The sequence below is a fragment of the Sorangium sp. So ce295 genome (assembly GCF_051527405.1).
GTDB classification, from domain to species: Bacteria; Myxococcota_A; Polyangia; order Polyangiales; family Polyangiaceae; genus Sorangium; species Sorangium cellulosum_B.
Map to the genome: position 1 here is coordinate 12,267,210 of NZ_CP150324.1, position 25,627 is coordinate 12,292,836.

Genomic DNA, 25,627 nt, shown 5'->3' on the forward strand with positions numbered 1-25,627 from the left:
GAGCGCTCCTGCGGCGCTGACCTCGTCGTGCGTGGGCCGGGTGGAGACGCGCCTCAACGCGACGACCCCAGCCACAGCACCAGCGCCAGGATCACCCAGAACAGACCGATCCACTTCCAGCCGTGCTGCTCGAACCAGGCTCGGAGCGCCGCTGCGCGCGAGCTCGAGGGCGCCGTCGATCGCGCGGCGGGCTCCTCGCCCGCGGCCGGCGTCGCCGGGAACAGCCCCGGGGTCCCATCGCGCAAGATGCCGCGTGCGAAGCTGGCGAGGGTGGTCCCGAAGATGGAGCAGCCGCCAGGCGCATAGGAGACGGGTTCGTCCTGTCGCGCGAGGCGCTCCCAGGTCTCGCGCGCGCGGACCGACTGCATGCGCTGAAGAAGCAGCGCCGCGTACAGGCGACCCGCAGGGGTCGCGTGTTGCACCATGTCCAGGAGGAGCGCCTCGTGTTGCGCCGCGATCGGAACCGCCGCCTCGTACGCCTCGAACGCGGGCGAGCGGTAGGCCGCCACGCCGGTCGGGCCGAGCGCCACGCCGTCCGCGCTGGCCAGCGCTGCAAACGGCTCTGGATAGGGGGGCGGCACGGCGTCGAGGTTACCACGGCTGCGCGCACGCGCGCACGCCGCTGGATCCCCGCCTCGTCGGGAAGCTTGCAAGCGCGCATGCGTCGCTGTCGTTACAACGCGCAGTCGAGTCAGATGGAAGCCGCCGTTCACGCGGCGCGCTTCGCGCCTTTGCCATGAGTGCTCCGTCCCGATGTTCGCCGCGGCGGCGGCTTCCCACGCGAATGAGGCGGATGGGCGATCAGCACTTCGGCCGGGATCTGCATCGATGCGTGGAGCTTTCGGATCATCGGGAGCGTGAGCGCCCGTTTGCGGCCCAGGACCTCCGAGACGCGTACCCTGGAACCGATCAGCGGCTCAAGCTCCTTACGAGTCCACCCGAGTTGCTCGCAGCGCGCCTCGATCGCTGCGATCGGGTCTGGCGGCGCAATAGGAAACTGCTTGCGCTCGTACGCGTCGACTAGCGTCGCGAGCGCATCGAGTTCTTGTGCCTCGGGCGAGCCTGGCTCGGCGTCCCAGAGCTCTTCGATTCTGCGAAGCGCCCGACCGTGACTCTCCTTATCCACAACAGGCTCGATCATCGCGGTGCCCTCATACGCTCGTCGCGTCAATCCTGTCGTACTCGGCATGGGTGCCGATGAATTGGACATACTCACCTTCCGGTGCGTGCCCCACGTTTTTGTGCGTTCTTGCCACCCGACGAGCATAGCCCAACTTTGCGTGCGAGGGGCGCTTTGGGCAGACCCAGGAACGGGGTCGGGTTCACGCCCAGGGGTGACAGAAGGCTCGAGAGCATGGGTCGCAGGCGCCATTCGACGCGCTAGCGCGCCCCATGCGCGGCGCCCACGCGCGCAATCGTGCCCATCCACCCGATCACCGAAAGCGCCGCGAGCTTCTGAAGCGCTGGCAAAAGGACGTGGCAGCCCGGCACCGCAATCGCATATGCGTAATATGCGGCGTCCGCGCTGCCGAGCGCGAGCGAAAGCGCACCGAGCCACGCCGAGAAGCGCAACGGTGACGAGCGGCTCTCGCCCGCATTGCCCCGTGCAAACGCGCCGGTCACGCCCAGGAGCGTCGCCAGCAGCCCGGGGATCGTCGCGACGAAGACCGACACTGCGTGGAGCAGCGGCGAGACCACGGACGGCAGCCATGCGATCAGGTTCGTGCCGGCGGCGGAGAGCAGTCCGAACACGCGAACCGTGCCGCCGAGCCGGCCGCCGAGCAGGGCGCCGTGAACCCACCAGAACGGGACGAGCGCGAGGGAAAAGCAGACGAACGAGGCCTGCGCGAGCGAGCGCGCGCGCGTGTTGTCCACCCCGCGCTGGGTCACGGGCTGCGTGAGGTCGCAGAAGAAGTTGCCCCAGAAATCGTAGCCGGGCGCGCTCGCGTCACAGAAGGTGCCGCCCGGATACGCGGCCGCGGCGAGCGCGGTGAGGATGAGAAACGCGGAGACCCCGACCAGGATCAGAGCGGGCGCGACGCGGGTAGTCTGCCCCACGCGCTCGAGAATACCACGAGGGCCGAGGCGTTCCGGGTCATGCGCGAAGCTCGGGCGCGCTCGTGGCGCGCGCGTTCAGCTTCGAATCAAGAGTCGGCACGAAGTGACCCATCTGTCCAGATTGCACGAGGTCATCTCTTCTGCTTGGGCGGCCGTGTGGCCTCCAGGCGGCGCATGTGTCGCGTCCGTGTGGGTCGAGCAATGCCAGCATGCGCCAACCTGAGACGAGAGCCTGACAACGCTGTCATGGTATTTGCCGCCGGAGCGCAGATGGCCGCGGTTTGAGCTGTGTGGCCCGCGCGATCCGGCGCGATCGGACCAGCGGCGCTCGGGTGCGGTGCGGCGTCTGGATGGCATTGCGCGCACGGCACCCATGTTGCTCGGCGGGCCGTCCCGAGCGCGGTGCGGTCGCATCGCGGAGGAGGGTGCCAGTGCGAACCGTTTCCGCGTCCCTATCTCTCTGTCTTCACGCTGTATCGGCGGTCCTCCTTGGCGGCGCCGGGCTCGTCGCCTGCAGCTACGGTCCCTACCCGGAGCCGCCCTTCGACAACGGCGAGGGCATCGGCACCGGAAGCACCGGCACCGGCAACGGCACCGGCAGCACGGGTACCGGCAGCATCGGCGCCGGCAGCGCCAGCGCCAGCACCGGCGCCGGCAGCACCGGCGCTTCCAGCGGCGCCGGCGGCGGTGCGGGTGTCGCCGATGGCGCCCAGCCCGAGCCGCCCCCGGCGCCGTCGGACGAGGACGCCGGCGCGGCCCCGGCCTTCACCTGCGAGGGGCTCGACTCGAGCCAGCCCGTGGTCCTGTACCTGTCGGCCGACGACTCCAATTCGATGAGCTCGCCGGTGCACGTGCGCGAGCTGCTCCGCTCGGGCATCGCGCCGGAGCCGAGGCAGGTGCGCACGTACGAGTTCCTCAATTACTACCGCATCGACTACGCGCCGCCGGACGAGGGCGAGCTCCGCGTCGAGCCCCAGATCGAGCCCGGTGAGGAGGCGGGGAGCTACGCCCTTCAGATCGGCGTTCGCTCCCACGATCCGCCGAGCCCGCGCCGCCCCATCGCGGTCACGTTCGTCCTCGACACCTCCGGATCGATGGACGGTGAGCCGATGGCGCGCGAGAAGGCCACGGTGCGCGCCGTCGCGGCGAGCCTCTCCGAGGGCGACGTCGTGAACATGGTCACCTGGAACACCCAGAATTCGGTGATCTTGAGCGGCCACGTGGTGGACGGTCCGGACGACCCGGTGCTGCTCGCGGCGGCCGACGATCTCTCCGCCAGCGGCGGCACCGATCTCGAGAGCGGCCTACGGGTCGGGTATCGGCTCGCCCAGGAGCACTTCAAGGAAGGCCGGATCAACCGGGTGATCCTCGTCAGCGACGGCGGCGCCAACGTGGGAGTCACCTCCGAGGAGCTCATCGCGCTGCACGCCGAGGACGCCGACCAGGAGGCGATCTACCTTGTTGGCGTCGGGACGGGCCCGGCGTTCGGCTACAACGATGTGCTCATGGACGTCGTGACCGACAAGGGGCGCGGCGCCTATGTCTATCTCGATGACGAGGACGAGGCGTTCCACATGTTCCGGGATCGCTTCGCAGAGGTGATGGAGGTGGCCGCCCGCGGCGTCCAGGTGGAGCTCACCATGCCGTGGTACTTCAAGATGGAGAAGTTCTACGGCGAGGAGTACTCGACGAACCCCGAGGAGGTCGAGCCGCAGCACCTCGCGCCGGGCGACGCGATGATCTTCAGCCAGCTCGTGCGGGGGTGCGATCCGGGCGTGATCAACGACGAGGATAAGCTCACCGTGCGCGCGCGCTGGCAGACGCCGCTCACCCATGAGGCGAAAGAGGCGAGCCGCGAGGCGACCCTCGCGGAGCTCGCCGCCGGGAGCAAAGAGCAGCTCGTCAAGGGCAAGGCCATCGTGGCCTACGCCGAGGCGCTCAAGGAGGGCACGAGCGAGGCGCTGCACGCCGCGCGCGAGCAGGTGATCGCGGCGAACCCGGGCGGCGATCCGGAGCTCGACGAGATCGCGGAGCTGATCCCGCTCCACCCGCTCTACTGAGAGTCGTCGAGGCACGGCTGCGCCCGGAGCACGCGAGGGGCCCCGGAGGGGTCGACCCTGGCTGGTTCAGTCCGAAGCCTCCAGCAACGCCGCGTCGTGCGCCTCGGCGCCGGGCCCGAGCGGCTGGCCGTAGGAGAACTCGATGTAGTTGCCGTCCGGGTCCTTGAGCGCGCAGAAATACGCCACCGGATAGGGCAGATCCTTGGGCGGCCAGACGAGGTGCGCTCCGCCGCGGCGCGCGATCTCGTCGACGGCGGCGCGGCTCTCGAGCGCAAACCCGAGATGGCTCATGTCCTCCGGCGCCTGCGGCGCGCGCTGGCCGCCCTCGATCATCACCAGGACGAACGTCCGCTCCTTCCCGTCCTCGGCGAGCCAGGCGACCCGCGTGCCGGCCTCGCTGCGCTCGTGAACCACCTTGAGCCCGCAGAACTCGCGATAAAAGGCGATCGTCGCGTCGAGGTTGCCTACGTGGAGCGCGACGTGGGTCATCATCGGTTTCATCATGAACTCCCCTTGATTATGTCTCCTACAAGCCACTCCACACGCAGGACCTTCCGACTGGCGGTGCTCAACGGCAACAGTCACTCCCAAGCATGCCTGCTTCTGTGGCGACGCGCACTGACCTGCTCTGACCCTGGGATCCAGAGGCGCGTGGGCCTCAACGAGCTGGAGTGTACGTCGTGGGCGCCCTCTGCCGCCGCCGGAGTCTCGCCCGTCGCGCAGCGCTCATCGCTTGCGCCGTGCGCCGGCCGGACGCCCGCCGGGGTGCGGCGGGGCGTGGGGGGACGCCCGCCGGCAGGCGGCGGGCCATCCCAGCCATCGCGCGACGACGCCGTTCGCCGGTCACCTCGCAACGTCGCTCCAGTCCCGATCCCAGGTGACATCTCTCTCAGGTTGGGGGGAGATGTCGCCGGTACACCTCGCGCACCCTTTTTCGGCTCCGGCGCACGATTTCGCAACAACCCGGGGGACCTTCCCGGAAATAGTAGGGATGACGACGGCTGACAGATGACGGCGCTCCGCTCATGTCCGGCCCGCTCCTCGCCCGCAGCCGGATCCGGAGGATGAACCGCGCCGCGCTGCCGCTCGCTGCATCGCTCTTCCTGGCGGCGCCCGTGGCGCTCGCACAGGTCGCGCCGCGCGGCGCGCGCCTGGCCTACACGCGGGGGCCTGGCACCGAGGGGTGCCCCGAGGAGCCGAGCCTCCGGCAGATCGTCGCGAGCCAGCTCGGCGGGGTCGACCCGTTCGTGAGCGACGGCGCGTGGCACATCGAGGTGGTCATCCGGCGCAAGGGGACGGCGTTCCAGGGAAGGATCGCGCTCCGTGACCGCGATGGCCGGGATCTCGGCCGCCAGGAGCACTCGAGCGCGATCTGCGGCGTGCTCGTGGAGGACATCGGCCTTGCCCTCAGCGCCGTCATGCGCCCGCTGCTGCCACCAGGGCCTGCACCGGAGAGCCGTCCCGCGTCGCCGCCGCCCCCGCCGGTGCCGAGGGGCGCCGCTCCGCCCGTCTCGCCGGGCGCGCCGTCCAAGGCGCCGGCTTCGACGCCGCTCGACCCGGTCGCGGCGCCAGCTCGACCCGTTCCGCGCCCGAGGCCGCCGCCGGATCACCCGCGCCTCCAGCTGGGCGCCGGGGTGCTGCTCGGCGCCGGCGTGGCGCCGTCGGTGGCGGTCGGGTTCTCGGCGCTCGCCGGCGCCCGCTGGGAGAGGTTCTCGCTCTCGCTGGAGGCCCGCGGGGATCTTCCGATCGACGCCGAGCCCTACCGCGACTGGACCATCGGCGTGTCGGGGCTGAGCGGCTCGCTCGTTCCCTGCGGTCACGCGGACTGGTTCTTCGGCTGCGCCCTCGCCACGGCAGGCGGGCTGTGGAACATCAGGGACAGCACCGGCAGGGAGTACGCGCTGCCCTACGCAGCGCTCGGGCTTCGTGCGGGGCTGGAGGTGCCGCTTTCGGCCCGCCTCGCCGGGCAGCTCAGCGGCGACCTCTCGATCAACATACGTCGAACGCGAACTCGACCGCTCCATGGCGAAGGGTGGTCAGCGGCGCCCGTCTCGGAGGCGCTGGCGCTCCGCCTGGTCGCTTTCTTCTGAACCTCCGTGCGGTTTCGCGAAGCGTCGGACGCGCCCGCGGGAGCGATTCTCACGAGGCGGTCGCGAGTGCGTGAGGTGCGCGGGGGTTTCGGGCGCGCCCCTCACGGCCTGCTGCCCCCTGGAGAGGCCGCTGTTGCGCCCGGAACGAGCCGCCGACTCAGGCCGGTACGGCGCTGGTGCGGTGACAGCAGAACGTTGCCGCCGCGGTCGGCGCGATGCTGCCGACCGGCTCGCCGCCGAACGGTTCGCATCGTCCGGGATCGAGGGCGACGACGCTCACCGATTTGCTTCCGAGCGCTGTCCCGGAAGCGACGGTCCCGCAGCCAGAGGCCTCGGAGGTGATCACCTGGCCCGCTACGAACTGCGAGCACCCTTCATCGCTGAACGCGGAGGCCAGGACGCTGCACGTCGCTCCGGTGGGCTCGGTGCAGCGGCACGGCGCGCAGCCGCGTGTGTCCTCCACGCTGGCGTAAAAGACATGCCGGTCCGGGTACGTGGCGGGGCAGTCCTGCTCTCCTTCGTGGTGGATGCACGTGAGAAACCCCTCCGGCGGTGCTGCGTCGCCGATCGGCGGTGCTGGCGTGCAGGTCATGCCCGGATCTGCGCACGGGGGAGACGCGTTTCCGGTACACGCCCGGGCGACGATCGCGAAGCTCCCCGCCGTCATGGGCACGTCGGGGTTCCCCGGCGCCTCCGCGACCCTCGGTGCGCAACCTGCGGAGATGACGCGAGGCGCCTGGATCGCGAGCGACTGGACGCACGGGGCGCCATTGCAGGTCCGGCCGGCCTCGACGGCATTCGCCGAGGTGCAGGTGCCGTCCCACCCCTCCGGGGCAGCGAAGGAGGTCGAGGGAGCCTCGGGGCCGGCACACGGGAAGCTGGCGTAGGCGCGCCATTCCACCGGCACCTCGCACATCGCCTCCGGCGGGTCGCACGCGCAGGCGGGGCACTGGAGCGGGGCTGGAGCCGCGAAATCCGCGTAGCCCTCGTAGCCGACGATCGGCGCGGCCGCAGGGCAGCTCGGCACGCGGTCGGGGGAGCCGATCCAGAGCAGCGCCGGCTCGGACCACCCGAGCGGCTCCTTCGGTACGCACTGCCCTGCGCAGACCTCTGCCGACGGGATCAGGTCGCCGAAATCGGACGCGATGGCGACGTCCGTGTCGTCCTCGGCCGCGCAGTCATCGCCGCCATCGCCGCCGCCGCACCCGCCAGCTCCGCCGGCGTCCGGGGGCTCGAGCACCTCACAAGGCGTTCCCTTGGGTCCTTGGTCCTCATCCCACGGGCATATGTATGCGGTCGACCATCCGCATCCGCTGGACGTGACCCCGACCCCGAGCCCGAGCGTGCTCGCGCAGCAAACCGCCATCATCCCACGCTGCCAACGTCGCGCCCGCGCCGCCATCGCCGCTCCTCATGATCTGCGGCGCTGTTGACGTCACGCCGCCGCAATTGCGGCCACGTTACCAGGGGACTCCAGGGCGCCGCCAGACAAACCCGGGGGAAGACCACCCCCGTTCGATCGCATTACGAAGAGCCCATCGCAGCGGACGACGAACAGGGCCGCGAGAGGCTCGTGCGACCCAACGTGGGGACCGATGGCGCTCGGGTTCGACGCCGCGTTGCTGAGCACACGACCCGCCCCCGTCATGGGGAGCGCATGCCGTCGTCGTCGAGGCACGGCCGCGCCCGGAGCATGCCGCCCCGGCCCTGCGACGGGGCAAGCGGGTGTCTGACGGGCCAAGACAAAACAGCTCGCCAGGCACCGTCCCCGCGGGGCTTGACACGGGCGAAAGTTCCAGGGTTTCCCATCCGCGGTGACCCAGGTCGAGTTCGTGAAGCCCGTTGCCTGAGGCCGGCGTCACGGCGCTTAGCGCCCAAGGCCGAGCTCATTGAGCCCAGAAACCAGTGCACCGATCCACTGCCGAGACCGTGCTCGGACCCATGGACGTGTCTGCGAAATGATGGGTAATTTCGATTGTTTGTCGTGGATGTTGGACCCGACGAAGCAGGCGGTTTAGGATCGAGTGGCCATGGCGGACAAAGACTTCAAATACGTACTCAGGGATTTGCTTCCCGGCTGTGAACTCCCCTCAGGCCGCCCCTATCAGCCCTCATCGCGTGCGGAGCAGTTCCGCTTCTTGCCGACAAGTTCGCAGCGGTGCGTTTGGTTCCTCGCCGCGGCTCCCACTACTTAACTCTGCTCTGGAGGTGAGTTTCAATGGTCGAAGTCGAAGGGCTCGCACTCGGGGCCGCGGGGGTCTATGTGGGAGTGAAAGCAGTGGACAAGCTTATCGACGTCGTAGCTTCTGGGATCGGAGCCATTACGGCGCCGTGGCGGTTGAAGCAGATGGCTGCTGCCGAAGTGGAGGCGCAAACGATTAGAGCTAGCGGTCAGATTCGGTTGAAGGTGATGGAGGTCGAAGGTGAGCGGCAGCTGGCAGAATTGCGTGCTGCGATGGTATCTAAGTCGCTCCCGTCTTTGGGTGAAGATTCGAACGTTCAAGAAGTTCCAGTGTATGAGGGTGAGCTGATTGAGTCCGACGTGTCCAGTTTGCCGCCGCTGACCGCGAGAGCGGAGGCGAGGTTTAGATACCAAGAGGCAAAACGGCAGTTCAATGTCGAGCGGATCGTTGCTGTTGCCTACAACGAGATTCCGTCTGAAGTGTCTTCTCAGCCGGTTGATGATGACTGGGTTGCGCGTTTCTTTGAGGGGGCTAAAGATATCTCCAATGAGGAGATGCGGAAGCTCTGGGGAAAGCTGCTTGCTGGGGAGGTTGCGGCGCCGGGGTGCTACTCTGTAAGAACGCTTGATGTTCTCCGTAACCTCTCGCCGGTGGAGGCAAGGCTCTTTGAAAAAGCCTGTTCTCGAGCTTTTGATGAGGGTGTGATTCTTTCTGATGAATCGGTTTCTGGGCTAAGTGTAGAAGAGACAATGGTGCTGGTAGACTGTGGCCTTCTTCAGTCGGGGCTTGCCTGGTGCTTTGAGGATGAGGAGACGGTCGGGTACTGTGACAAGCAAATTCTCTTCCGGAGACGCGTCGCGGGTTCTCGTGGGGTCGGTGCGTGTCGTCTCTCGCGCGCAGCCCAAGAGCTTCGACGCTTGCTTTCGCTACAGCCCGATGCTGAGTTCCTCAAAGCGTTAGAACTGTTGGCTAGGGACAGCGGTCTTACCATGACGGTCGTCGATAAGGTGGCGACGAGTCACAGCGTGGCGACAGGATTTTGATGAGCCATCGACATGCTCGAAATTCAGCCGCTTCGGAGCAGCTTCGAGCTATAGGATGGAGTGACTGGTCAGCGGTGTGACACTACCTGGGCTACACCGCCCGCCCCTACCGGCATGAACGGGAGCCGCGACGCCCCACGACGTGGTCGTCGTCGGCGGCGTCGCGTTCGTCTAGACTCGGAGGATGCTCGAACCGCTCTCGGAGGTCCGTCGACTCGGAAGCCTGAGCTTCGCGAAGCGGGGGCGGGCGCTTGCCCTGCTCGCCCGCGGCTGGGATCAGGCCACGGCCGATCGGGTCATGGCCGCGCTGGATGGGGGCGACGGCGACGAGCGGCGGCTGGCGCTGGACCTGGCGACCTATCGCCGGGACGTGGCGCGCATCGAGCAGGCGCTGCGCGACCCCATGATGCGCCAAGCCGCGCTCTCCTCGGCGCGCCGGGTGCCGGTGTCGGACGAAGCGCTGCTCCAGGTGCTGCGCGAGGGGAATCGCCGCGAGGCCCGCGGGGTGGTCATGATCATGCAGCGGCGCCGCCTCGTCGCCCAGGCGACGGCGGTCATTCCTCTGGTCATCGCCAGGCATGGTGTGGGGCTCGCGACACGCCTCTTCGCGACATGCGATCTCGACACGCTGGAACATCACGCCGCCGAGCACGAGGCCGCGTGGCGCGAGCTCTTGGCGCGCGCGCCGGAGCGGGCCCTTCGGGTGGCGCTGGCGACGAGGCGCAAGATCATGGCGGACGAGGGCACGCTGTTCTGCACCCGATATCCCAGGGAGGCCCTGGCGCTGCTCGTGCGGCGGGATGCCTTGCATGCGAGCGCGATCCACGCCCTGGTGATGGCTTGCCCGGCCGAGCTGCTCGAGGTCCTGCGCCGGAACGACTGGACCGTCTCTCTCTCGAGCGGTCCGCCTCCCTCCGGATCGCCGCCGATCTCGACGCTGCCGGCCGAGGATGTGCTGGAGCTCCGGAGCCGGTGCAAGCCCCTCGACGCCTCCGCCGATCCGCTCTTCCGCTTCCTGCCCCTGACCGAGCGCGAACGTCTCCTTGGCGCCGAGCTGGAGCAGGCCGCGACGGCGGCATGGTCGCCCCGTCGTGGCATGGATGCGCGGCTGGCCACGATGCCACCGGCGAGCGTCACGCGGCTCATGGCGGCGGCCCTGAGCCCTCCCGTCGATCCGGACACGCGGCGCAAGCGGCTCCAGGCCCTCGAGAAGCACCTCGACCTTGCCCAGCTGCGATCCGAGCACGAGGCGCTGGGCGTGGCCAAGGACCGGAGCGAGCGCGCGGCGCGGATGGTTGCCCTGGTGCGTTCGCTCCGCCGCGGCGCCGACCCGGCGACCTGCGCGTCCGTCCTCGCCGAGGTGGAGCCGGCATGGCACGGCTCCAGCCGCCATCTGGTCATGGCCGAGCTGGCCCAGCTGTCCGATCGTCAGGTCTCGGAGATCCCCGTGCAGACCTACAGGGACGCCCTGCTCACCACCGTGCAGTCGCGCGATTCGCACGCAACCACGTTGGCCCAGGCCGAGCGGGCCGTGCACAAGGCCATCGGCGAAGCGATCCTCCGGGACAGCATCACGCGCGCGGCGCAGCTGCTCGGGCTCCTGGTTCAAATTCGCCTGGATCCCCGGGTGCGCTGGCGCGCCGACAAGGCGCCGGCGCCTGGTTACAAGCCGCCGTCCACGGAGTATCTGCCCAGTCCGCTGCGTATCGCCGAGAGTCTCGCCGCCCAGCTCCATGCGGCCTACGAGGGCGTGCGCCTCGACGGCACCACACCCATGCTGGGACCGGTGGCGGTCGGTCGCTACGAGCCCGAGGCGGAGCGGCTCATCGTGGACCTGCTCCTCGGAAGAGCACCGAAGACGCCGCGGCCTCCGCGCAAGCCCGTCACATGCAACGGGCCGCTGGACGAGGTGATGGGGTACGTCCCGGAGATCAGCTTGAAGGAGACTGCCCTGGTCGACGCGCTGCTCGATCGGGACGACACCACCGATCCCCACAAGACCGATCTGGTGGCGGCGATCTCTCGATCGGCCCCCGGGCGGTGGACGCCCTCCCAGCGCAGGCGCTTCACGCAGCATCTCCTGCGGGTGGCGCGGGACGCCAGCCTCGATCTCTCCAGGCGCGTGAAGGCCATCGGCCGCGTCGAGGACGCGCCGCTGCTGCTCGAGCTGCTGCCGGGAGCGGCCGGGCCGGTCGCCGCCGCGATCCTGGCGCGGTGCGCCCGGATCGCTCCGCCGACCGCCGAGCTCCGGCGGCTGTTCCTGGAGCGCGCGCGAAGATCCGGCGTGGTGGGTCGCGCGGCGATGAGCGCCCTCAACGTGCTGTCCGAGCGCATGCCCGGCCCGTTCGATCTGGCGCCGTACCGTGAGCTGCTGCTGTCGAAGGACTGCGCGGTCGTGAACCGCAAGAACGCCGCCGGCAGGGCCTCGGCCGCTGCGACCGTGGAGGCTCGCGACCTCCTGATGGAGGCGTGGCGGTCCGAGGACCTGCACCCCAGCATCCGGCCGGACATCCTGGCGGGGTTGCTGCGCTTCGTCGACCAGGCCGACGTCCGACAGGTGCTGATCGACGGCATCACGACGGTGCCGGATACGTGGTCGCTGCTCAACCCCGGGTCGAGGCTCCTGTTCCCGAACGAGTCGCAGGCGCGACCCGCGGTGGCTCGCGGCTTCGTGGCCCTGGCCGAGGCGCTGGTCGAATGCGGCGACGAGCGCATCGCTTCCACGGCAGCGGGCGTCTGCATTGCCCAGCATGACCTGTGCTCGGAGGGGCTTGGTCTGGCGACCAGGCTCCTCGCCGAGGCGCGCACCCCCGGCCGCGTCCTGGTCCAGGCTGTCGAGTCCTTGAGCCGCCTTCCCGACGACGCCGGATTACCCCACTGGCAGGCCGCGCTGGCCCGGCTCGTCGCAGCGGCGAGCGGCGGTCGGACCTGGGCCGCGGCCCGGCTGGCGCGGCTCGCGCCCAGGCCACGGGCGTTCCGGATCGCGCTCGGCCTGGCTCAGAAGGCCGCAGGCCTGCGCCTCATCGCCGCCGCCTCGCTGAAGGAGATCCTCGACGTCGATCTCGTCGAGGTCAGGTTCGACAAGGAGCTCTGGTCGGAGTATCTGGCCCTGGTAGACGAACAGCCCGCGCGCCGGAGCCCCTCCACCGGCAAGCTGAAGGACCCCGGGCTCGCCGCCTCCCTGATCGATTGGCTCATCCAGCATGGCGGACTTGCGGCCGCGCTGTCGGCCGCCGAGCTGTCGCTGCAGGTCGAGAAGCAACTCCGCGACAGCCCCGCATGGCGCGGTCGGCTCGACGCCATCCGCGCGATGCACGCTGACGCCGCCGAGCGCTTGCTGCTGGCGGACATCTAGCTTCGATTCGCGCGTCCGGCGTCGGCGTGTTCCTCGGGACGGGGGTTGCGCTTCGTTACCAGTGACGGACGCAACCCCGGTTGCCAATTGACGCGCGGCTGCGGTCGGCGTTGCATGAGCCATGGCTCAATCCGCTCCCAACCCGTATCAACCGCCGACCGCGCTCGAGCCGAAGACTGACTCGGAGCGAGCCTACGATGGCAGCGCGTCGCGCATGTCGCGCTTCTGGGCGGCGATGATCGACGCGGTTCTGGCCCTCATCATCTTCGTCCCGCTGCAGTATCTGGGCGGTGTCTATCGCGACTTTCCGAAGGTCTCCGAGCCGCCGTTTCCGCAGTCGTTGTTGTGGGCGCTGGCGGGGTTCGTGCTCACCCTGGTGCTGCACGGCACGTTCCTCGCCCGCAGCGCGCAGACCATCGGTAAGAAGGCGCTGAACATACAGATCGTCAACGCCAGCGACGGCAAGCCCGCGGCCTTCGGCACGATCGTCTTGCGGCGGCTCCTGCCGACGTCGGTAGTGACTCTGATCCCGTACGTGGGCGCCGTCCTCAGCCTCGTCAACGTGTTGTTCATCTTTCGCAAGGATCGGCGCTGCGTGCATGATCACATCGCGGGCACACGCGTCGTGAACCTGGACCGGAGCAAGTAGGCCCGAGCGGCATACGCAGGGCGGCGCGGCCGCCGGGCGCGCTCGGCGCGGGGCGCCGCGACGCGAGCGCAGCGGCGCCGAGGAGCGCGAGCCCCGCCATCGACAGAAGCGCCTTCGAGGAAGCGCGGAGCGTCACGACCCTGCTCTGCTCGATCTCTGTGCGATCCCTAATGCTTCGCGAGCAGCGCCTCGATTCGGGACGGATCGACGCCGTAGATCTCCGCGAGCCGCGGGACGCGATCCGATGCCGGCAAGGTCAGCGCGCGCCGCAGCGGCTCGTGAGGATGGTGATCGAGCACCCAGCCCCCGAGCTGCCGGCGGACCTCCGCTTCGCATACGCCCTCCACGACCTCGACGCCCCCTTCGCGCAGGATGCGAACGCCTTCGCCGTCGACGCGCGGGTTCGGGTCGTTCATCCCGATCACGACGCGGGCCACGCCGCGCTCGACGATCGATCGCGAGCACGCCGGCGTGCGGCCGTGGAACGAGCAGGGCTCGAGGGTCGAATAGAGCGTCGCTCCGACAACGCTGAGCCCGCGCGCGTGCGCCGCGCGCGCCGCGGCGATCTCCGCGTGATCTTCACCCGGCCCCAGGGTATGCCCGCTGCCCAGGAGCTCCCCGGAGGCGCTCACGATCGCGCAGCCGACCCAGGGGTTGTCGCCCGTTCCTCCGCGCGCCCGTTCGGCCTCCTCGATCGCCAGGCGCATCCATTTCTCAAAATCGTTGCTCATCCTGATCTCGGTGTTGCACTCGGGGCGGCTGCTCGACAGGGCGTTGTTCGCCACGTCGCGCAACGTCGCCTGGGCCGCGCTCATGAGACGCACGTTCACCATGTCATGAGCTCGTCGTGAATCCAGCTGGCCCGCCTGCGGAGAAAGTCCTTGAGCAGGCTGATCTCTTCGTCGTGCGACCCATTGAGAGGCGGGGAATCCGGCCAGCGCGCGAAGTTCCTCTCCACGGCCGGAGCTCCCGCCTTGCGCACCAGGCCGTCCACCATGGCGTCGAGCTCGTCGGGCGCGAGCTCGCCCCGGAGCAGCGCCAGAAAACGTGCCTTGTAGCGCGCCTTGAACGCCGGATCGCGGAACAGCGACCCCCACCAGCCCTCCGTGAAGTAGTCGGTCCCGTCAGAGCCCTCGAGCTTCCACTCCTCTGGCTCGAACGCGCGTTCATCGTAGGGTGTTCCGAGGCTCCGGTCGAAGTCCCACACGGGACCGGCCGAGAGGAGGCCCTGTCGATCTTTGAAGAAGTACGTGCTGATCCGCAGGGCATCGACGTTCTTCGTCAGGGCGCTGATGATGTTGTGGTCGATGAAGGCGTCTTGATCGATGAAGCTCGAATAGTGCTTGCCGCTGCCGGGCTGCTTGAAGTCCTCCGCGTCGACGGCCTGACCGAAGTCGTCGATGTAACCGCGAATGAAGTCGAGCTGCGGCTCTCGCGCGGGCTTCAGCATGTCCTCCGGATCGGGGTACACGAACTGGAGCTCCTCGCCGGCGGCCTTGAAGTCATTTTCGCCCTTGTCGATGCGCAAGAGGAAGCCGCCGGTCACGTCCGGCTCCGTGAGATCGTCGGCCGAGAGCTTGGCCACCGGGACACGATCCTGACCGCGCTTGATCTTCTCGATCGCCGTGTAGAACCCGAGGAAGCTCTTCTCCGCCACGTCGGCCCCCGAGTCGACGAGGAACACCTCGACGAAGCGCGTGCGCGGCGCGTACCGGCCGATGCGGTTGCTCATCTCGAAGGCGAGCGCGTTGCGGATGAGCGAGCGATCGAAGCTCACCGGATCGCTGAGCACCCAGTCGGAGTCCGCCGGCATCCCCAGGAACTCCCGGTCGAGATCCGTGTCCAGAGCGTCGTCACGAAATTCGACGGCGTATTGCTTCTTCGGAAAATCGCGGGACGTCGCGCCGCGGACGTGGATGCCGATGCGGCCATCGAAGCTCGCGCGGCCCAGGAGCTTGGTTTGCCCATCTCTGGGCTCGAGCAGCATGAACGTGGCCGGCACGAACTCGGTCTCGAGCGGGTCGAGCCGCCTCGACTCGAAGGTGTGGATCACGACGATCGGCAGCTCCGAGCTGAACTCCGCGCTATCGGCGGCGACCTTGAAATACGCCTCGCTCGCGATCGGCCCGAGGAGGTCGGCCCCGTCGCTGCCCGCCCCCCCGCTGCCCCCCGCCCCCCCGCTGCCCCCCGCCCCCCCGCTGCCCCCCGCCCCGGAAAGCGCGGCGTGAGGGACGACGGCGAGGGCGCGCACCCGCGTGGACGCGGTGAGCACGAGCGGCTCGACGTAGACCGGCGAGCTCGCGGTGGGGAGCGAGCCGTCGGTCGTGAAGTGCACCGCGGCGCGCTCGTCCTCGACCGTGAGCTCCACGGGCTCGGACGCCTGGAAGGTGCCTCCCTTCGGCGTGAACACGACGGCCAGCGACTTCGGGGCGGGTGGTTGCGCCTCACCGCTCGTCCCGCTCGTCCCGCTCGTCCCGCTCGCCTCGCCCGCCTTGCTTGCCTCGCTCGAGCAGCCCCCGAGCGAGGCCAGCACGAACACCCCCGCGATCCGCAGCGCTGCGAGCTTCGATACGTAGAACATTCCGGCACAGCTTACTCGGGTCGCTCGTGAATTCGAACGAGCGCGTGATGAATGTCGCATCCTCTTCGAATCGAGCCGAAATCCAGGCTTTCCTGAGCGTGTCGGATGGTTCGCGATGAGTAGGCATGTTTGCAACATCGGCGCCAACCGACGCCCGACCCCGCGCCACGCCTCGGCGTCCCGCGTCCGACACGAAACGTTCGACGACGCCGCCGCCGCGGCGATCGACGCGCTCGACGAGGCGCGCGCCCTCGTCGCCCCCACCGCTGGACGCGACCCGCTGAGACCGCGCGTCACGGGCGCGCTTTACGCCCTATCGTCGATGGCCAGGGCCTGTATCACCAAGGAGTTCACCGTGGTCGAGACGTACGGATTCCGACGTGATGAGATCCGGGGGTGGTGATCATGAAGCCTGTCGTTGCGTATCAGGTTCATCTCATGTCGCAGATGCGAAACAAATCAGGCATGGCGAAGGGCCTGAAGCTGCTGGGCGTCGATCCATCGGAGGTCGACGCGGCGAACGCGATGGTCGCGGACGTGGGCCTGAGCTTCCGCCAAGGGAACGACGGGCACCTGCGCGAAGTCGACGTGATTCCTCGATTCCTCGGGGCGCCCCGGCGCATCGAGCCGACGCCGGTGGAGGACTCCGCGTTCTGGACCACCCAGATGTTCTATTCTCTGCCCGTGTGGCCAGAAATGGAGCTGGAGTTCAGCTTCAACGAGTGGGGGCATCTAAGCGACAAACGCGTTGAAGCCGCACGGAAACGGCGAGAAATTGAGACGCCAGAAGACGCCAGAAGACGCCAAGAGGCGCCAAAAGACGCCAAATTTTTATTGTTTTCTTGGCGCCTCTTGGCGTCTCTTGGCGTCCTCTGCTCATTTCTCTGGTTTCCACGCTGAACGGTGCCCTAGGCGGGCTCGAACGCCTTGCTCGACGCGTACCCGCGCGCTGCGGATCGGATCTTCGCGATCTGCGCCGCGTCGAAGGAGACGGGCGCTCCGGTGCGCGCGTAGCTCATCACGTTGTCGTCGATGCCGCTGTGCCCGAGGCCGAAGAAGTGCCCGAGCTCGTGCGCGAGCACGGTGGGCCGCGCGTTCGCCGCGAGGATGACGAAGCGCCGCTCCGGCGTCGCCCGGTGCCGCCAGTGCACGCCCATCCGGAAGCGCCGCGGATCGTCGACGTCGCGCAGCGACGCGACCACCATCACGTTGATCCGGCGCGCCTCGATCGCCGAGGCGAGCGCGTCCCGGTCCTCGCGCGTCTCGATCCGCGAAAACCGCGGGGCGAGCGTGCGCGCGCCGACCTTGCGCAGGGCCACACCGGCGGGCTCGAACAGCCGGACCGCCTCGGCGATCTGCGCGTCGATCCAGGCGTCGTCGCGCACCGGCTTCCCCGCCTCCTCCTCCGTCACCGCGATCGAGAGGGGAAACGCCGGGAGCGGCGCGGGCACGCGCCCCGCCGCGCGGGCCAGGCCCGGGGCGAGCGCGCCGGCGGAAAACAGCCCGGCTGCGGCGATCACGGCGCGGCGGGAGATCATGGACAAGGCCCTATACCATCGCCGGCCGACGATCGCGAAGCCCTGCGAGGGCGGCCCGCGCGAAGCGCGTGACCGTGAGGCACGTTCCAGATAGGCTCTCCTTCGCTCGCGTGGTACCCGGCCTGGAGCACGGTCCTGCGCGACGCGAACAGCGGCGCGCTCCGGAGGTCATCGATGTTGAACACAGGGGTTGTCGTGCCTGATGCCCGCCTGCGGCGAGAGCAACAAGAAGAGGCAGCGGCGCTGCCCGAAGCCGCGTTCGGCGACGACGGCGCGGCGCATCGAGGCTAGCGGGAGCAACGATGGCACTCCCCTCGACGCGAATGGACTTCCGCATCGACCTCTCGCACGTCGATCGCGGCCGCGAGGCGAGCGAGCGGGTGATCGTCGCCCGCCACCCGTCGGAGAGCGCCGAGCACGTCATGCTGCGGGTGCTCGCGTATTGCCTCTTTCACGAGGAGGGCCTCGCCTTCGGCCCAGGGCTCGGCGACGCCGAGGGGGCAGACCTCTGGACGCGCGATCCCACGGGCCGCATCCTCACCTGGATCGAGTGCGGCGCGGCGCCGTTCGAGAAGCTCAAGAGAGTCGTGCAGCACAACCCGGGCGTGGCCGTCCACGCGCTCTTCTCGGACGCGCGCCGTCGCGACGAGCTCGTGTCCGGCGCGCGCGAGGCCGCCTCGCGCGCGAGCAAGGTCACCGGCGCGATCTCGCTCTCCACCGTCGACCACCGCCTCGTCGCCGCGCTCGCGGAGAACACGGGTCTGCGGCGCCAATGGGCGGTCACGATCGTGGGCGATCACCTCTATATCGAGGCCGACGGCAGCACGCTCGACGGCGAGGTCGTCCGCTCGCGGCTCGACGAGCCGTGATCCCGCCGAGACGAGAGGCCAGGTTCTAACCGCCGGAGCGCTCGGTTCGTCGAGGCCAGCCGGGGGCCGGAGCGGCGGGCCGGCTCCTGTCCCGTGACTGTCACGTGACACTGTCCCGTGACAGCGGGCCGTCGCACCGTGACATCGCGCCACCTCACGCCCGCCCTCACGAGAGAAGCCGGCCGAAAGACATGGCCGCGCGTGCAGAACCGGCGGGCATGAGCGTTGCCATGCCTGCCTGGCGCCCGGTGCACGCCCGACACGCGGGCCGGCGTCAAACAGGACGGCGACAGGCACGTCACGCCGCACGCCCCCTGATGCCCTCCATCATGGACCTGCGGACTTCCATCTTGGTTCAATCTTCGGGCATAGCGAGAGAATGATATGAAACGTGGACGATGGGTCGCCGCCGCAGCATTGATATGCAGCTGCGATGGCACGAGCGTCGCTCCGGGCGGCGCCCCGAGCGCCGGCGCGGCGCGGCCGTCGAACGAGAGCATCCTCGGGTTCGAGGACGCGGGCGCGTGGACGCTCGATGGCGGCGCCGCGCAGGCGAGCGACCAGCGCGCGCACGGCGAGAAGAGCCTCGAGGTGCCCGGCGGCGGGTACCACGAGCTGGTGAGCGCGCCGCTCAGCACCCTCGCGGCGGTCCACTCCACCCTCTCCCTCAGCCTGTCGCTCCCGGAGGCGCCGCCCGGCGCGGAGCCGCTGGGGCACGTCCACCTGTTCGTGGAGCTGCCCTCCCAGGGGATCGAGCGCCGGTTCATCCAGGAGGTCGCGCTCCCCCAGGGAGCGGCAGGTCGGTTCACACGCGTCGATTTCGAGCTGCCTGCCGATGTGGTGGCGGCGCTCAAGGCAGAGTACGACGACCTGCGGCTCAAGATCGCGCTGGATCTCCCGCGGGGCGCCGCGGGCCCTTGCCGGCTCGACGCCATCCGCCTCGGCGCGACGGACGAGGCCCCGAGGCTCCGCGTCGCCGACGACTACGCGAGGTCCTCGGTGAAGGGGGACATCGTGGCTCAGGGGACATTCACCCTGCGAGGCCGCGTCGAGGACAACACGCTGGCGCGATCGGTCAGCGTCAGCATCGGCGATGCGCCGGCGCGGGCGTCGGCGCTCACGCCGGCAGGAGAGTTCTCCATCGACCTGCCGCTCCGGAACGACCCGGGTGAGTTCCTGACGCCCAACCGGGTCCACATCGTCGCGGCCGACATCGACGGCAACGAGAGCGCTTCTGACATCGTGGTCGTGTCCCTCGCGCCCATGGTGCCGGGCGAGCTCATCGTGAAGTTCAGCTCCGGCGCGTCGGCGGAGGAGCGCGGGAGGGTCCTCTCCGGTGTACAGGGCGCGCTGGCGCGGCAGATCACGCCGGACATGGGCGTTGTCACCGTGCCGAAGGGGACGGAGAGGGAGGCGCTCTCGGCGCTCCTCGCGGGCGGCGAGCCGGTGCGGCTCGCCCTGCCCAACCTGATCGCCGTGCCGACCTACGCGCCGAACGATCCATACTATTCTACGCAGGACTGGTACATCGAGGCGATGAACGTGGACGCCGCCTGGGATATCCAGCGAGGATCCCACGATGTCGTCGTCGCGGTGGTCGACAGCGGCGTGATTTACTATCAGGCGGCGTACTACGGCGCGGACAATTGCAGCGGCCCGGGCCCTCATCCGCTGGTCGACAACATCTACCTCAACGCGGACGAGTGCTGCGCCGCGCCCCCGTGCAGCAGCGACTGCATGCCGCTCACGACGGGCGGGACTTGCCCGCGGTCGGACCTGAACGGCGACGGCTGCCCCGGCGGTTGCGGAGTGGACGACGACGGCGACGGCGCGACGGATCTGCTCGATCCCGACGTCGCGCGCATCTACACGAACGACCTGGACGATGACGGCGACGGCTCGATCGCCGACGAGATCGGCCCCGGCGGCGTCGCCTGCAACGCCCTGCCCCCGGGCGCGCTGCTGGGCGCGCCCGAAGGACAGGACTGCGACGGGGCCGCGCGAGACGATGACGAGAACGGCTATCCGGACGACTGCCGCGGCTTCCAGTTCGCGCGCCCGGGACAAGACCTCGGCGGCAGCCCGCTCAGGCCGAACGACCCGTCGCCCGTGGACACCGGAAACACGCACGGAGACATCGTGGCGGGGGCTCTCGGCGAGATCGGAGACGACTGCACCGGTTACACCGGCGTGATGCAGCGGGTCAAGATCATGCCCCTGGGCAGCGGGCGCCTGGCGACGCGCATCGTGAACGGCACACCGACGACCGTCGCCGCCCCGACGTACGACGCCATCCTCGAGGCGTACCAGTACGCCGCGCGCAACGGCGCGCACATCGTCAACAGCTCGTTCGCCGGCAGCTTCAACAGCTGGACAGGCATCTCGTACACTCCCGAGGACGCCCTTCGTGAGATGACGGAGGCCGTCTGGGACCTCGGCGTCTCCCACCTCTTGTTCGTCACCGGCGCGGGCAACGGGGGGGCCAACCTCGATTCGGTCGATTCGTTTGGGAATCCGCTCCTCGCCAACTTCCCCGCTCATCTCGGGCTGCCCAACAAGATCGTGGTCGCGGCGAGCGACCAGTCCGGCAACCGCTCCGTCTGGCCGGGCGGCCAATCGTCCGACTATGGCCCGAAGACGGTCTCGGTCGCGGCGCCTGGTACGAACACCTTCCTCGGCGCCGACGGCACGTCCCTCGCCGCCCCGATGGTCAGCGGCGTTGCCGGGCTGCTCCTGTCCCAGCACAGCGAGCTGCGTTTCGACCCCGTGCGCGTGGTGAAGATGATCGAGCAGACCGCCGCGCCGTTGCCCGCGTTCGCGGGCCTCACCCGCACCGGCGGCATCGTCGACGCGCACGCCGCGCTCACCGCGCCGCTGCCTCCGCAGCCGCGGTTCACCGACGGCACGGTGGGGCGCGTCCCGCTGGGCACGACGACCGCGACCAGCGACATCGACCTGATCGACATGGACAACGACGGCGATCTCGACGTGTTCATCGCGCCCTACGCGGCCGCTCTCATGCAGCCGCGCCTGCTCAGGAACGACGGCGGCCACCTCGTGGACGTCACGGCGCTGCAATTTCCCAGCTTGCTGGTCAAGCACACCGATGTGGACTCCGGCGATGTGGACGGTGACGGCGACATGGACATCATCGCGGCAGCTCACTCCGCCACGGGCACGATAGCGATGAAGCGGGCCGCCCTGTACCTCAACTCCGGCGGCACCTTCACGGTGGCCACGTCCGGGCGCCTGCCATCGACCACGATGTCGGATCGCGCGGTCGAGCTCTGCGACGTGGACGCCGACGGTGATCTCGACGCGTTCTTCGGGAAGATCGCGCCGGGCAACTCGACGCTGCTCATCAACGGGGGCAACGGCGTGTTCACCGACCAGAGCAGCTTCTGGCTCGGCACCACGACGCAGGACATCACGGTGGAGAAGGCGCTGTGCGTGGAGATCGCGGACGTCAACGCTTCCGCGTGCGCTGGCCGCCCTGCTGCCCTGTGTGGGATCTGCTCCGATCCCAAGCGATCGGTCGCCGGGCTCGTGGCGAGCGGCGCGGTGACGCCGGCCCAGCAGGCGGATTGTCTCGCGATCCGTCACGCCATCTACCCCGAGCTCATCCTGGCCGGCACCTCGACCCTGTTCTTCCGCAACACCCAGGGAGGCCCGTTCGTCAACGCCAGCGGTCGTCTGGGCGCCAGTTTGCCGCTGACGACGTTCGGGTCGGTCGACGTCGAGGCGGGGGACCTCGACACCGATGGGGACCTGGATCTGGTGTTCGCCCCCGCAGGCGGGAGTCAAATTGTCCTGCTCTCGAACAACGGGACCGGGTACTTCGCCAACGTGACGGCGAGCCGGATCAGCGCGCACGCCTACGACGCCCACGCTCGCGAGGTCGAGCTCGGCGACTTCGACATGGACGGCGACGTGGACATCGTCATGCTGCGGGGCAACATCCCCTCGATGGTATCGCGCAAGCACTCGCTGTACAGGAACGCTGGCGGCTACTTCGACCAGATCGACGCCCCCTGGCTCACCCAGACCGTCCTCTTGACGGCCGACGGGGACGTCGGCGACATGGATGGCGACGGGGACCTGGATCTCATGCTGGGGAATTACAGCCAGGCGAATCAGCTCCTGCTCAACACGACGGTGCCCTGAGCGAGAGGCTGTCCGGGATCTGGACGCTCACCTCGCCCACGCCGCGCCGGTCGGAAACTCGAACTGATCGAGCGACTCGGGCCGCATGGCGGTGCTGTACCCCGGCGCGGTGGGCGGCATGTACCGGCCAGCCTGGACGACGACCGGATCGACGAAGTGCTCGTGGAGGTGATCCACGTGCTCCAGGATGCGATCCTCGAGCGACGCGCTCACGGAGATGTAGTCAAAGAGCGAGATGTGCTGCATGATCTCAGAGAGGCCGACCCCGCCGGTGTGAGGGCAGACCGGGACGCCGAACTTGGCCGCCATGAGCAGCACGGCGAGCACCTCATTGACGCCGCCCAGCCGGGCGCCGTCCGCCTGGCAGAACCGGATCGCGTTCGCCTGGAACATCTGCTTGAACATGACGCGATTGTGGGTGTGCTCCCCCGTCGCCACGCCGATCGGCGCGATCGCCCTGGCGATCGCGGCGTGGCCGAGGATGTCGTCGGGGCTCGTGGGCTCCTCGATCCACCAGGGATCGAACGCGGCGAGGCGCCGCATGCTGGCGATGGCCTGGCCCACGTCCCACACCTGGTTGGCATCCATCATGAGCCGGCGCTGCGCCCCGATCTCCTCCCGGATGATCTGCGCCCGGCGGACGTCGTCATCGATGCTCGCGCCGACCTTGATCTTGAAATGCGAGAAGCCGCGCGCGAGCGCCTCGCGGCAGAGCTGGCGCAGCTTGTCGTCGGAATAGCCGATCCACCCTGCCGACGTCGTGTAGGCGGGAAAGCCGTGCTGCCGCATCTCGTCTTCCCGCGCCGCGCGGGTAGGCGCGTTCCGGCGGAGGATCTCGAGCGCCTCCTCGGGGCTCAGCACATCCGTGATGTAGCGGAAGCTGACGCAGCGGACGAGCTCCTCCGGGGTCATGTCCACGAGCAGCTTCCAGAGCGGTTTGCCCGCGGTCTTCGCCCACAGATCCCAGGCGGCGTTGACGACGGCGGCCGTCGCCAGGTGGATGATCCCCTTCTCCGGGCCGACCCAGCGGAGCTGGCTGTCGCCGGTGATCTCGTCCCAGAAAGCGCCCATGTCGGCCGTCATGGCGTCGACGCGCCTGCCCACGAGCAGGGGGCGGAGCGCGTCGATCGCCGCCACGCAGAGCTCGTTTCCACGGCCGATCGTGAAGGTCAGGCCATGCCCCTCGGTTCGCTCCGGGCCATCGGTCTCGAGCACGACGTAGGCCGCCGAGTAGTCCGGCCTCGGGTTCATGGCGTCCGAGCCGGCGAGAGAGCGCGAGGTCGGAAAGCGGATGTCGCGGGCGATGACATCGGTGATGCACACGGACATGGGGTCCCCCTTCGTGTGGACTACGCCGGACAGCGCGCATAGCCTCGTGTGTCAGATGCCGGCGGAGCCCGGCCGAGCACGACCGCACGCGCCTGATCGACCGGCTCGTGCGGCAGGGGCACGCGCGGTGCAAGGCGGATCCGGGCGAGCGGCGGAGGCTTCCTATCCGCTCACGCGGAGGTAGCTCATCCAGCGAGCAAGTTCCGTTCGCTTCACCATCCGCACCTCCTTCCCGGCGGTCCTGGACGGCTTCGGCGCGTCGAGGAGGCGACCGAGCACGGGCTCGATGAAGCGCGCTCCGCCTCTGCGAGCGTGGGCGGAAGTGGCGGGAGGCCAACGGCGTCGAGCTGGCTCGGGGGTTTCTTGCTGCGGGGCTTGGGCGTGACGGTGTCCTTTCGGGGGAAATGCGGCGTTCTCCGCCGAAACGGGACACGAGATCGACCGTGACGAACCAAACGACACAGGCAACCTGGTGCTTGTCCCCACGATCAAGGTTGTATAAGCTTAGCGCGATGGGGAGACCCGAACACCACGAGGACGAGGTGCTGACGATCAAGGCCGCCGCCGAGCTGCTCGACGTGAGCGAGCAGACCCTTCGGCGCTGGGACAAAGCTGGGAAACTGCGGGCGAAACGTCACCCGATGAACGGCTACCGGCTGTACCTTCGCCGCCAGGTTTTGGAGCTACGGAGGCAGATCCACTCGGGATCCGAGAAAGCGTCGTGAAGGCCGACATCCTCAAGCTGCTGCTGCAGTCCCACGCGGACGGCGACGAGTCGTCGTTCCGCAAGGCGGCGCTGCAGCTTGCTGCGGCCGAGAGCACCGCGGGCCACGTGCGCGTCGCGGAGGAGATCCGGTCGATCATCGCCAAGATGCCCGCGACAAGCACCCGCAAGCACGGGCGCGTCGTGGACATCGCCGCACCACGTGGCGATCTCGCGGACATCCTCGAGGGCGGCCACCGTGAGGAGCGCCTCCGTGACATCGTGTTGCGTCCAGAGGCCGAAGAGACGCTCAAGCGGGTCATCTCCGAGAACCGGTCACGCGCGAGGCTCGAGCGGTTCGGCGTCTCGCCGCGTCGCCGCCTGCTGTTCCACGGCGCGCCCGGCTGCGGAAAGACCCTCGCCGCCGCCGTGCTCGCTGGCGAGATGGGGCTGCCGCTGATGACCGTGCGCTTCGATGCGCTGTTCTCGCGCTTCCTCGGGGCCACGGCCGTGCAGCTCCGCGCGATCTTCGCGGAAATGCCGCACCGCCCGGGCGTGTACCTCTTCGACGAGTTCGACTCTGTCGCGAAGGCGCGTGGCGACTCCCAGGACGTCGGCGAGATGAACCGCGTCGTCACCGCATTCCTGCAGCTCGTTGACGCCGACATGAGCGGAAGCATCCTCGTCGCCGCGACGAACCACGTCGAGCTCTTAGACCGTGCCGTGTTCCGGCGCTTCGACGTGATCGTCCCCTTCGACAAGCCGCCGCGCGAGCAGATCACCGAGCTGATGAAGCTGCGGCTCTCGACGGTGGGCCTCTCCGACGAAGCCGCCAACCACCTCGCGGCCAACGCAGAGGGATGGAGCTTTGCGGACGTTGCACGCGCCTGTGATGATGCGGTCCGCACGATGGCCCTCGATGATCGCGGAGAGATCTCCGAGCGTGATGTTGTCCTGGCGCTGGAGGAGCTGAAGAGACGCGACGTACCGGTCAGGAGATAACCA

Annotated in this window: 20 protein-coding genes; 11 read left to right on the forward strand and 9 right to left on the reverse strand. The window is 69.0% G+C overall.

Annotated features, from left to right (window positions below; all coding sequences use genetic code 11):
- Nucleotides 1–53: 53 nt before the first annotated feature.
- From WMF11_RS46395 to WMF11_RS46405, 3 genes are all read right to left on the reverse strand, one after another.
- Nucleotides 54–581: a hypothetical protein gene (locus WMF11_RS46395; RefSeq protein WP_437975301.1), complete on the reverse strand. Its 528-nt coding sequence runs from the start codon at nucleotides 579–581 to the stop codon at nucleotides 54–56.
- 128 nt (nucleotides 582–709) lie between these two features.
- The gene (locus WMF11_RS46400) at nucleotides 710–1,141 is read right to left on the reverse strand and encodes a helix-turn-helix domain-containing protein (RefSeq protein ID WP_437975302.1); all 432 of its coding nucleotides are present in this window, start codon (nucleotides 1,139–1,141) and stop codon (nucleotides 710–712) included.
- 239 nt (nucleotides 1,142–1,380) lie between these two features.
- Nucleotides 1,381–2,058 carry a hypothetical protein gene (locus WMF11_RS46405; protein ID WP_437975303.1) on the reverse strand — a complete coding sequence of 226 codons (678 nt, stop codon included), beginning with the start codon at nucleotides 2,056–2,058 and terminating at the stop codon, nucleotides 1,381–1,383.
- A 431-nt stretch (nucleotides 2,059–2,489) separates the two neighbouring features.
- Here WMF11_RS46405 and WMF11_RS46410 point away from each other — a divergent pair, with 431 nt between their 5' ends.
- Complete coding sequence (locus WMF11_RS46410; protein WP_437975304.1) at nucleotides 2,490–4,118, forward strand: vWA domain-containing protein; 1,629 nt, start codon at nucleotides 2,490–2,492, stop codon at nucleotides 4,116–4,118.
- 66 nt (nucleotides 4,119–4,184) lie between these two features.
- Here WMF11_RS46410 and WMF11_RS46415 read toward each other — a convergent pair whose 3' ends face one another.
- Nucleotides 4,185–4,619 (reverse strand): VOC family protein, encoded by a 435-nt coding sequence (locus WMF11_RS46415; protein ID WP_437979398.1) that lies wholly within the window; start codon nucleotides 4,617–4,619, stop codon nucleotides 4,185–4,187.
- A 524-nt stretch (nucleotides 4,620–5,143) separates the two neighbouring features.
- On the opposite strand from WMF11_RS46415, the gene WMF11_RS46420 reads away from it, so the two are divergent.
- Complete coding sequence (locus WMF11_RS46420) at nucleotides 5,144–6,208, forward strand: hypothetical protein (RefSeq protein ID WP_437975305.1); 1,065 nt, start codon at nucleotides 5,144–5,146, stop codon at nucleotides 6,206–6,208.
- 157 nt (nucleotides 6,209–6,365) lie between these two features.
- On the opposite strand, the gene WMF11_RS46425 is transcribed toward WMF11_RS46420, so the two are convergent.
- Nucleotides 6,366–7,448 (reverse strand): hypothetical protein, encoded by a 1,083-nt coding sequence (locus WMF11_RS46425; protein ID WP_437975306.1) that lies wholly within the window; start codon nucleotides 7,446–7,448, stop codon nucleotides 6,366–6,368.
- Between the two features lie 978 nt (nucleotides 7,449–8,426).
- Here WMF11_RS46425 and WMF11_RS46430 point away from each other — a divergent pair.
- The 3 genes from WMF11_RS46430 (at nucleotide 8,427) to WMF11_RS46440 (ending at nucleotide 13,438) form a co-directional block, all read left to right on the forward strand.
- Nucleotides 8,427–9,434 carry a DUF2806 domain-containing protein gene (locus tag WMF11_RS46430; RefSeq protein WP_437975307.1) on the forward strand — a complete coding sequence of 336 codons (1,008 nt, stop codon included), beginning with the start codon at nucleotides 8,427–8,429 and terminating at the stop codon, nucleotides 9,432–9,434.
- Between the two features lie 184 nt (nucleotides 9,435–9,618).
- A complete protein-coding gene (locus WMF11_RS46435) occupies nucleotides 9,619–12,789 on the forward strand; it encodes a hypothetical protein (RefSeq protein ID WP_437975308.1) in 3,171 nt (1,056 codons plus the stop codon).
- A gap of 121 nt (nucleotides 12,790–12,910) precedes the next feature.
- Nucleotides 12,911–13,438, forward strand: coding sequence for an RDD family protein (locus WMF11_RS46440; RefSeq protein ID WP_437905483.1), 528 nt, complete (start codon nucleotides 12,911–12,913; stop codon nucleotides 13,436–13,438).
- A gap of 167 nt (nucleotides 13,439–13,605) precedes the next feature.
- Here WMF11_RS46440 and WMF11_RS46445 read toward each other — a convergent pair whose 3' ends face one another.
- Both WMF11_RS46445 and WMF11_RS46450 read right to left on the reverse strand, forming a co-directional pair.
- Nucleotides 13,606–14,271 carry a deaminase gene (locus WMF11_RS46445; RefSeq protein WP_437975309.1) on the reverse strand — a complete coding sequence of 222 codons (666 nt, stop codon included), beginning with the start codon at nucleotides 14,269–14,271 and terminating at the stop codon, nucleotides 13,606–13,608.
- Entirely contained in the window at nucleotides 14,265–16,019 is a 1,755-nt protein-coding gene (locus tag WMF11_RS46450) for a CotH kinase family protein (protein WP_437975310.1), read from the reverse strand. The genes WMF11_RS46445 and WMF11_RS46450 overlap by 7 nt, the downstream gene beginning before the upstream one ends.
- A gap of 115 nt (nucleotides 16,020–16,134) precedes the next feature.
- Here WMF11_RS46450 and WMF11_RS46455 point away from each other — a divergent pair, with 115 nt between their 5' ends.
- Together WMF11_RS46455 and WMF11_RS46460 are read left to right on the forward strand one after the other, a co-directional pair.
- Nucleotides 16,135–16,422 (forward strand): hypothetical protein, encoded by a 288-nt coding sequence (locus WMF11_RS46455; protein WP_437975311.1) that lies wholly within the window; start codon nucleotides 16,135–16,137, stop codon nucleotides 16,420–16,422.
- A 2-nt stretch (nucleotides 16,423–16,424) separates the two neighbouring features.
- Nucleotides 16,425–16,919 (forward strand): hypothetical protein, encoded by a 495-nt coding sequence (locus tag WMF11_RS46460; RefSeq protein ID WP_437975312.1) that lies wholly within the window; start codon nucleotides 16,425–16,427, stop codon nucleotides 16,917–16,919.
- Between the two features lie 8 nt (nucleotides 16,920–16,927).
- Here the strand turns inward: WMF11_RS46460 and WMF11_RS46465 are convergent, their stop codons facing one another.
- Entirely contained in the window at nucleotides 16,928–17,557 is a 630-nt protein-coding gene (locus WMF11_RS46465) for a hypothetical protein (protein ID WP_437975313.1), read from the reverse strand.
- Nucleotides 17,558–17,859: 302 nt separating this feature from the next.
- Here WMF11_RS46465 and WMF11_RS46470 point away from each other — a divergent pair, with 302 nt between their 5' ends.
- Both WMF11_RS46470 and WMF11_RS46475 read left to right on the forward strand, forming a co-directional pair.
- Nucleotides 17,860–18,426 (forward strand): YaeQ family protein, encoded by a 567-nt coding sequence (locus tag WMF11_RS46470; RefSeq protein WP_437975314.1) that lies wholly within the window; start codon nucleotides 17,860–17,862, stop codon nucleotides 18,424–18,426.
- A 384-nt stretch (nucleotides 18,427–18,810) separates the two neighbouring features.
- On the forward strand, nucleotides 18,811–22,590 hold the full coding sequence (locus WMF11_RS46475; protein WP_437975315.1) for an FG-GAP-like repeat-containing protein: 3,780 nt from the start codon (nucleotides 18,811–18,813) through the stop codon (nucleotides 22,588–22,590).
- 27 nt (nucleotides 22,591–22,617) lie between these two features.
- On the opposite strand, the gene WMF11_RS46480 is transcribed toward WMF11_RS46475, so the two are convergent.
- Entirely contained in the window at nucleotides 22,618–23,919 is a 1,302-nt protein-coding gene (locus WMF11_RS46480; RefSeq protein ID WP_437975316.1) for an L-fuconate dehydratase, read from the reverse strand.
- Nucleotides 23,920–24,431: 512 nt separating this feature from the next.
- Between WMF11_RS46480 and WMF11_RS46485 the strand changes: the two genes are divergently transcribed.
- Nucleotides 24,432–24,644 (forward strand): MerR family DNA-binding transcriptional regulator, encoded by a 213-nt coding sequence (locus WMF11_RS46485; RefSeq protein WP_437975317.1) that lies wholly within the window; start codon nucleotides 24,432–24,434, stop codon nucleotides 24,642–24,644.
- Nucleotides 24,641–25,624 (forward strand): AAA family ATPase, encoded by a 984-nt coding sequence (locus WMF11_RS46490; protein ID WP_437975318.1) that lies wholly within the window; start codon nucleotides 24,641–24,643, stop codon nucleotides 25,622–25,624. The genes WMF11_RS46485 and WMF11_RS46490 overlap by 4 nt, the downstream gene beginning before the upstream one ends.
- Nucleotides 25,625–25,627 lie beyond the last annotated feature (3 nt).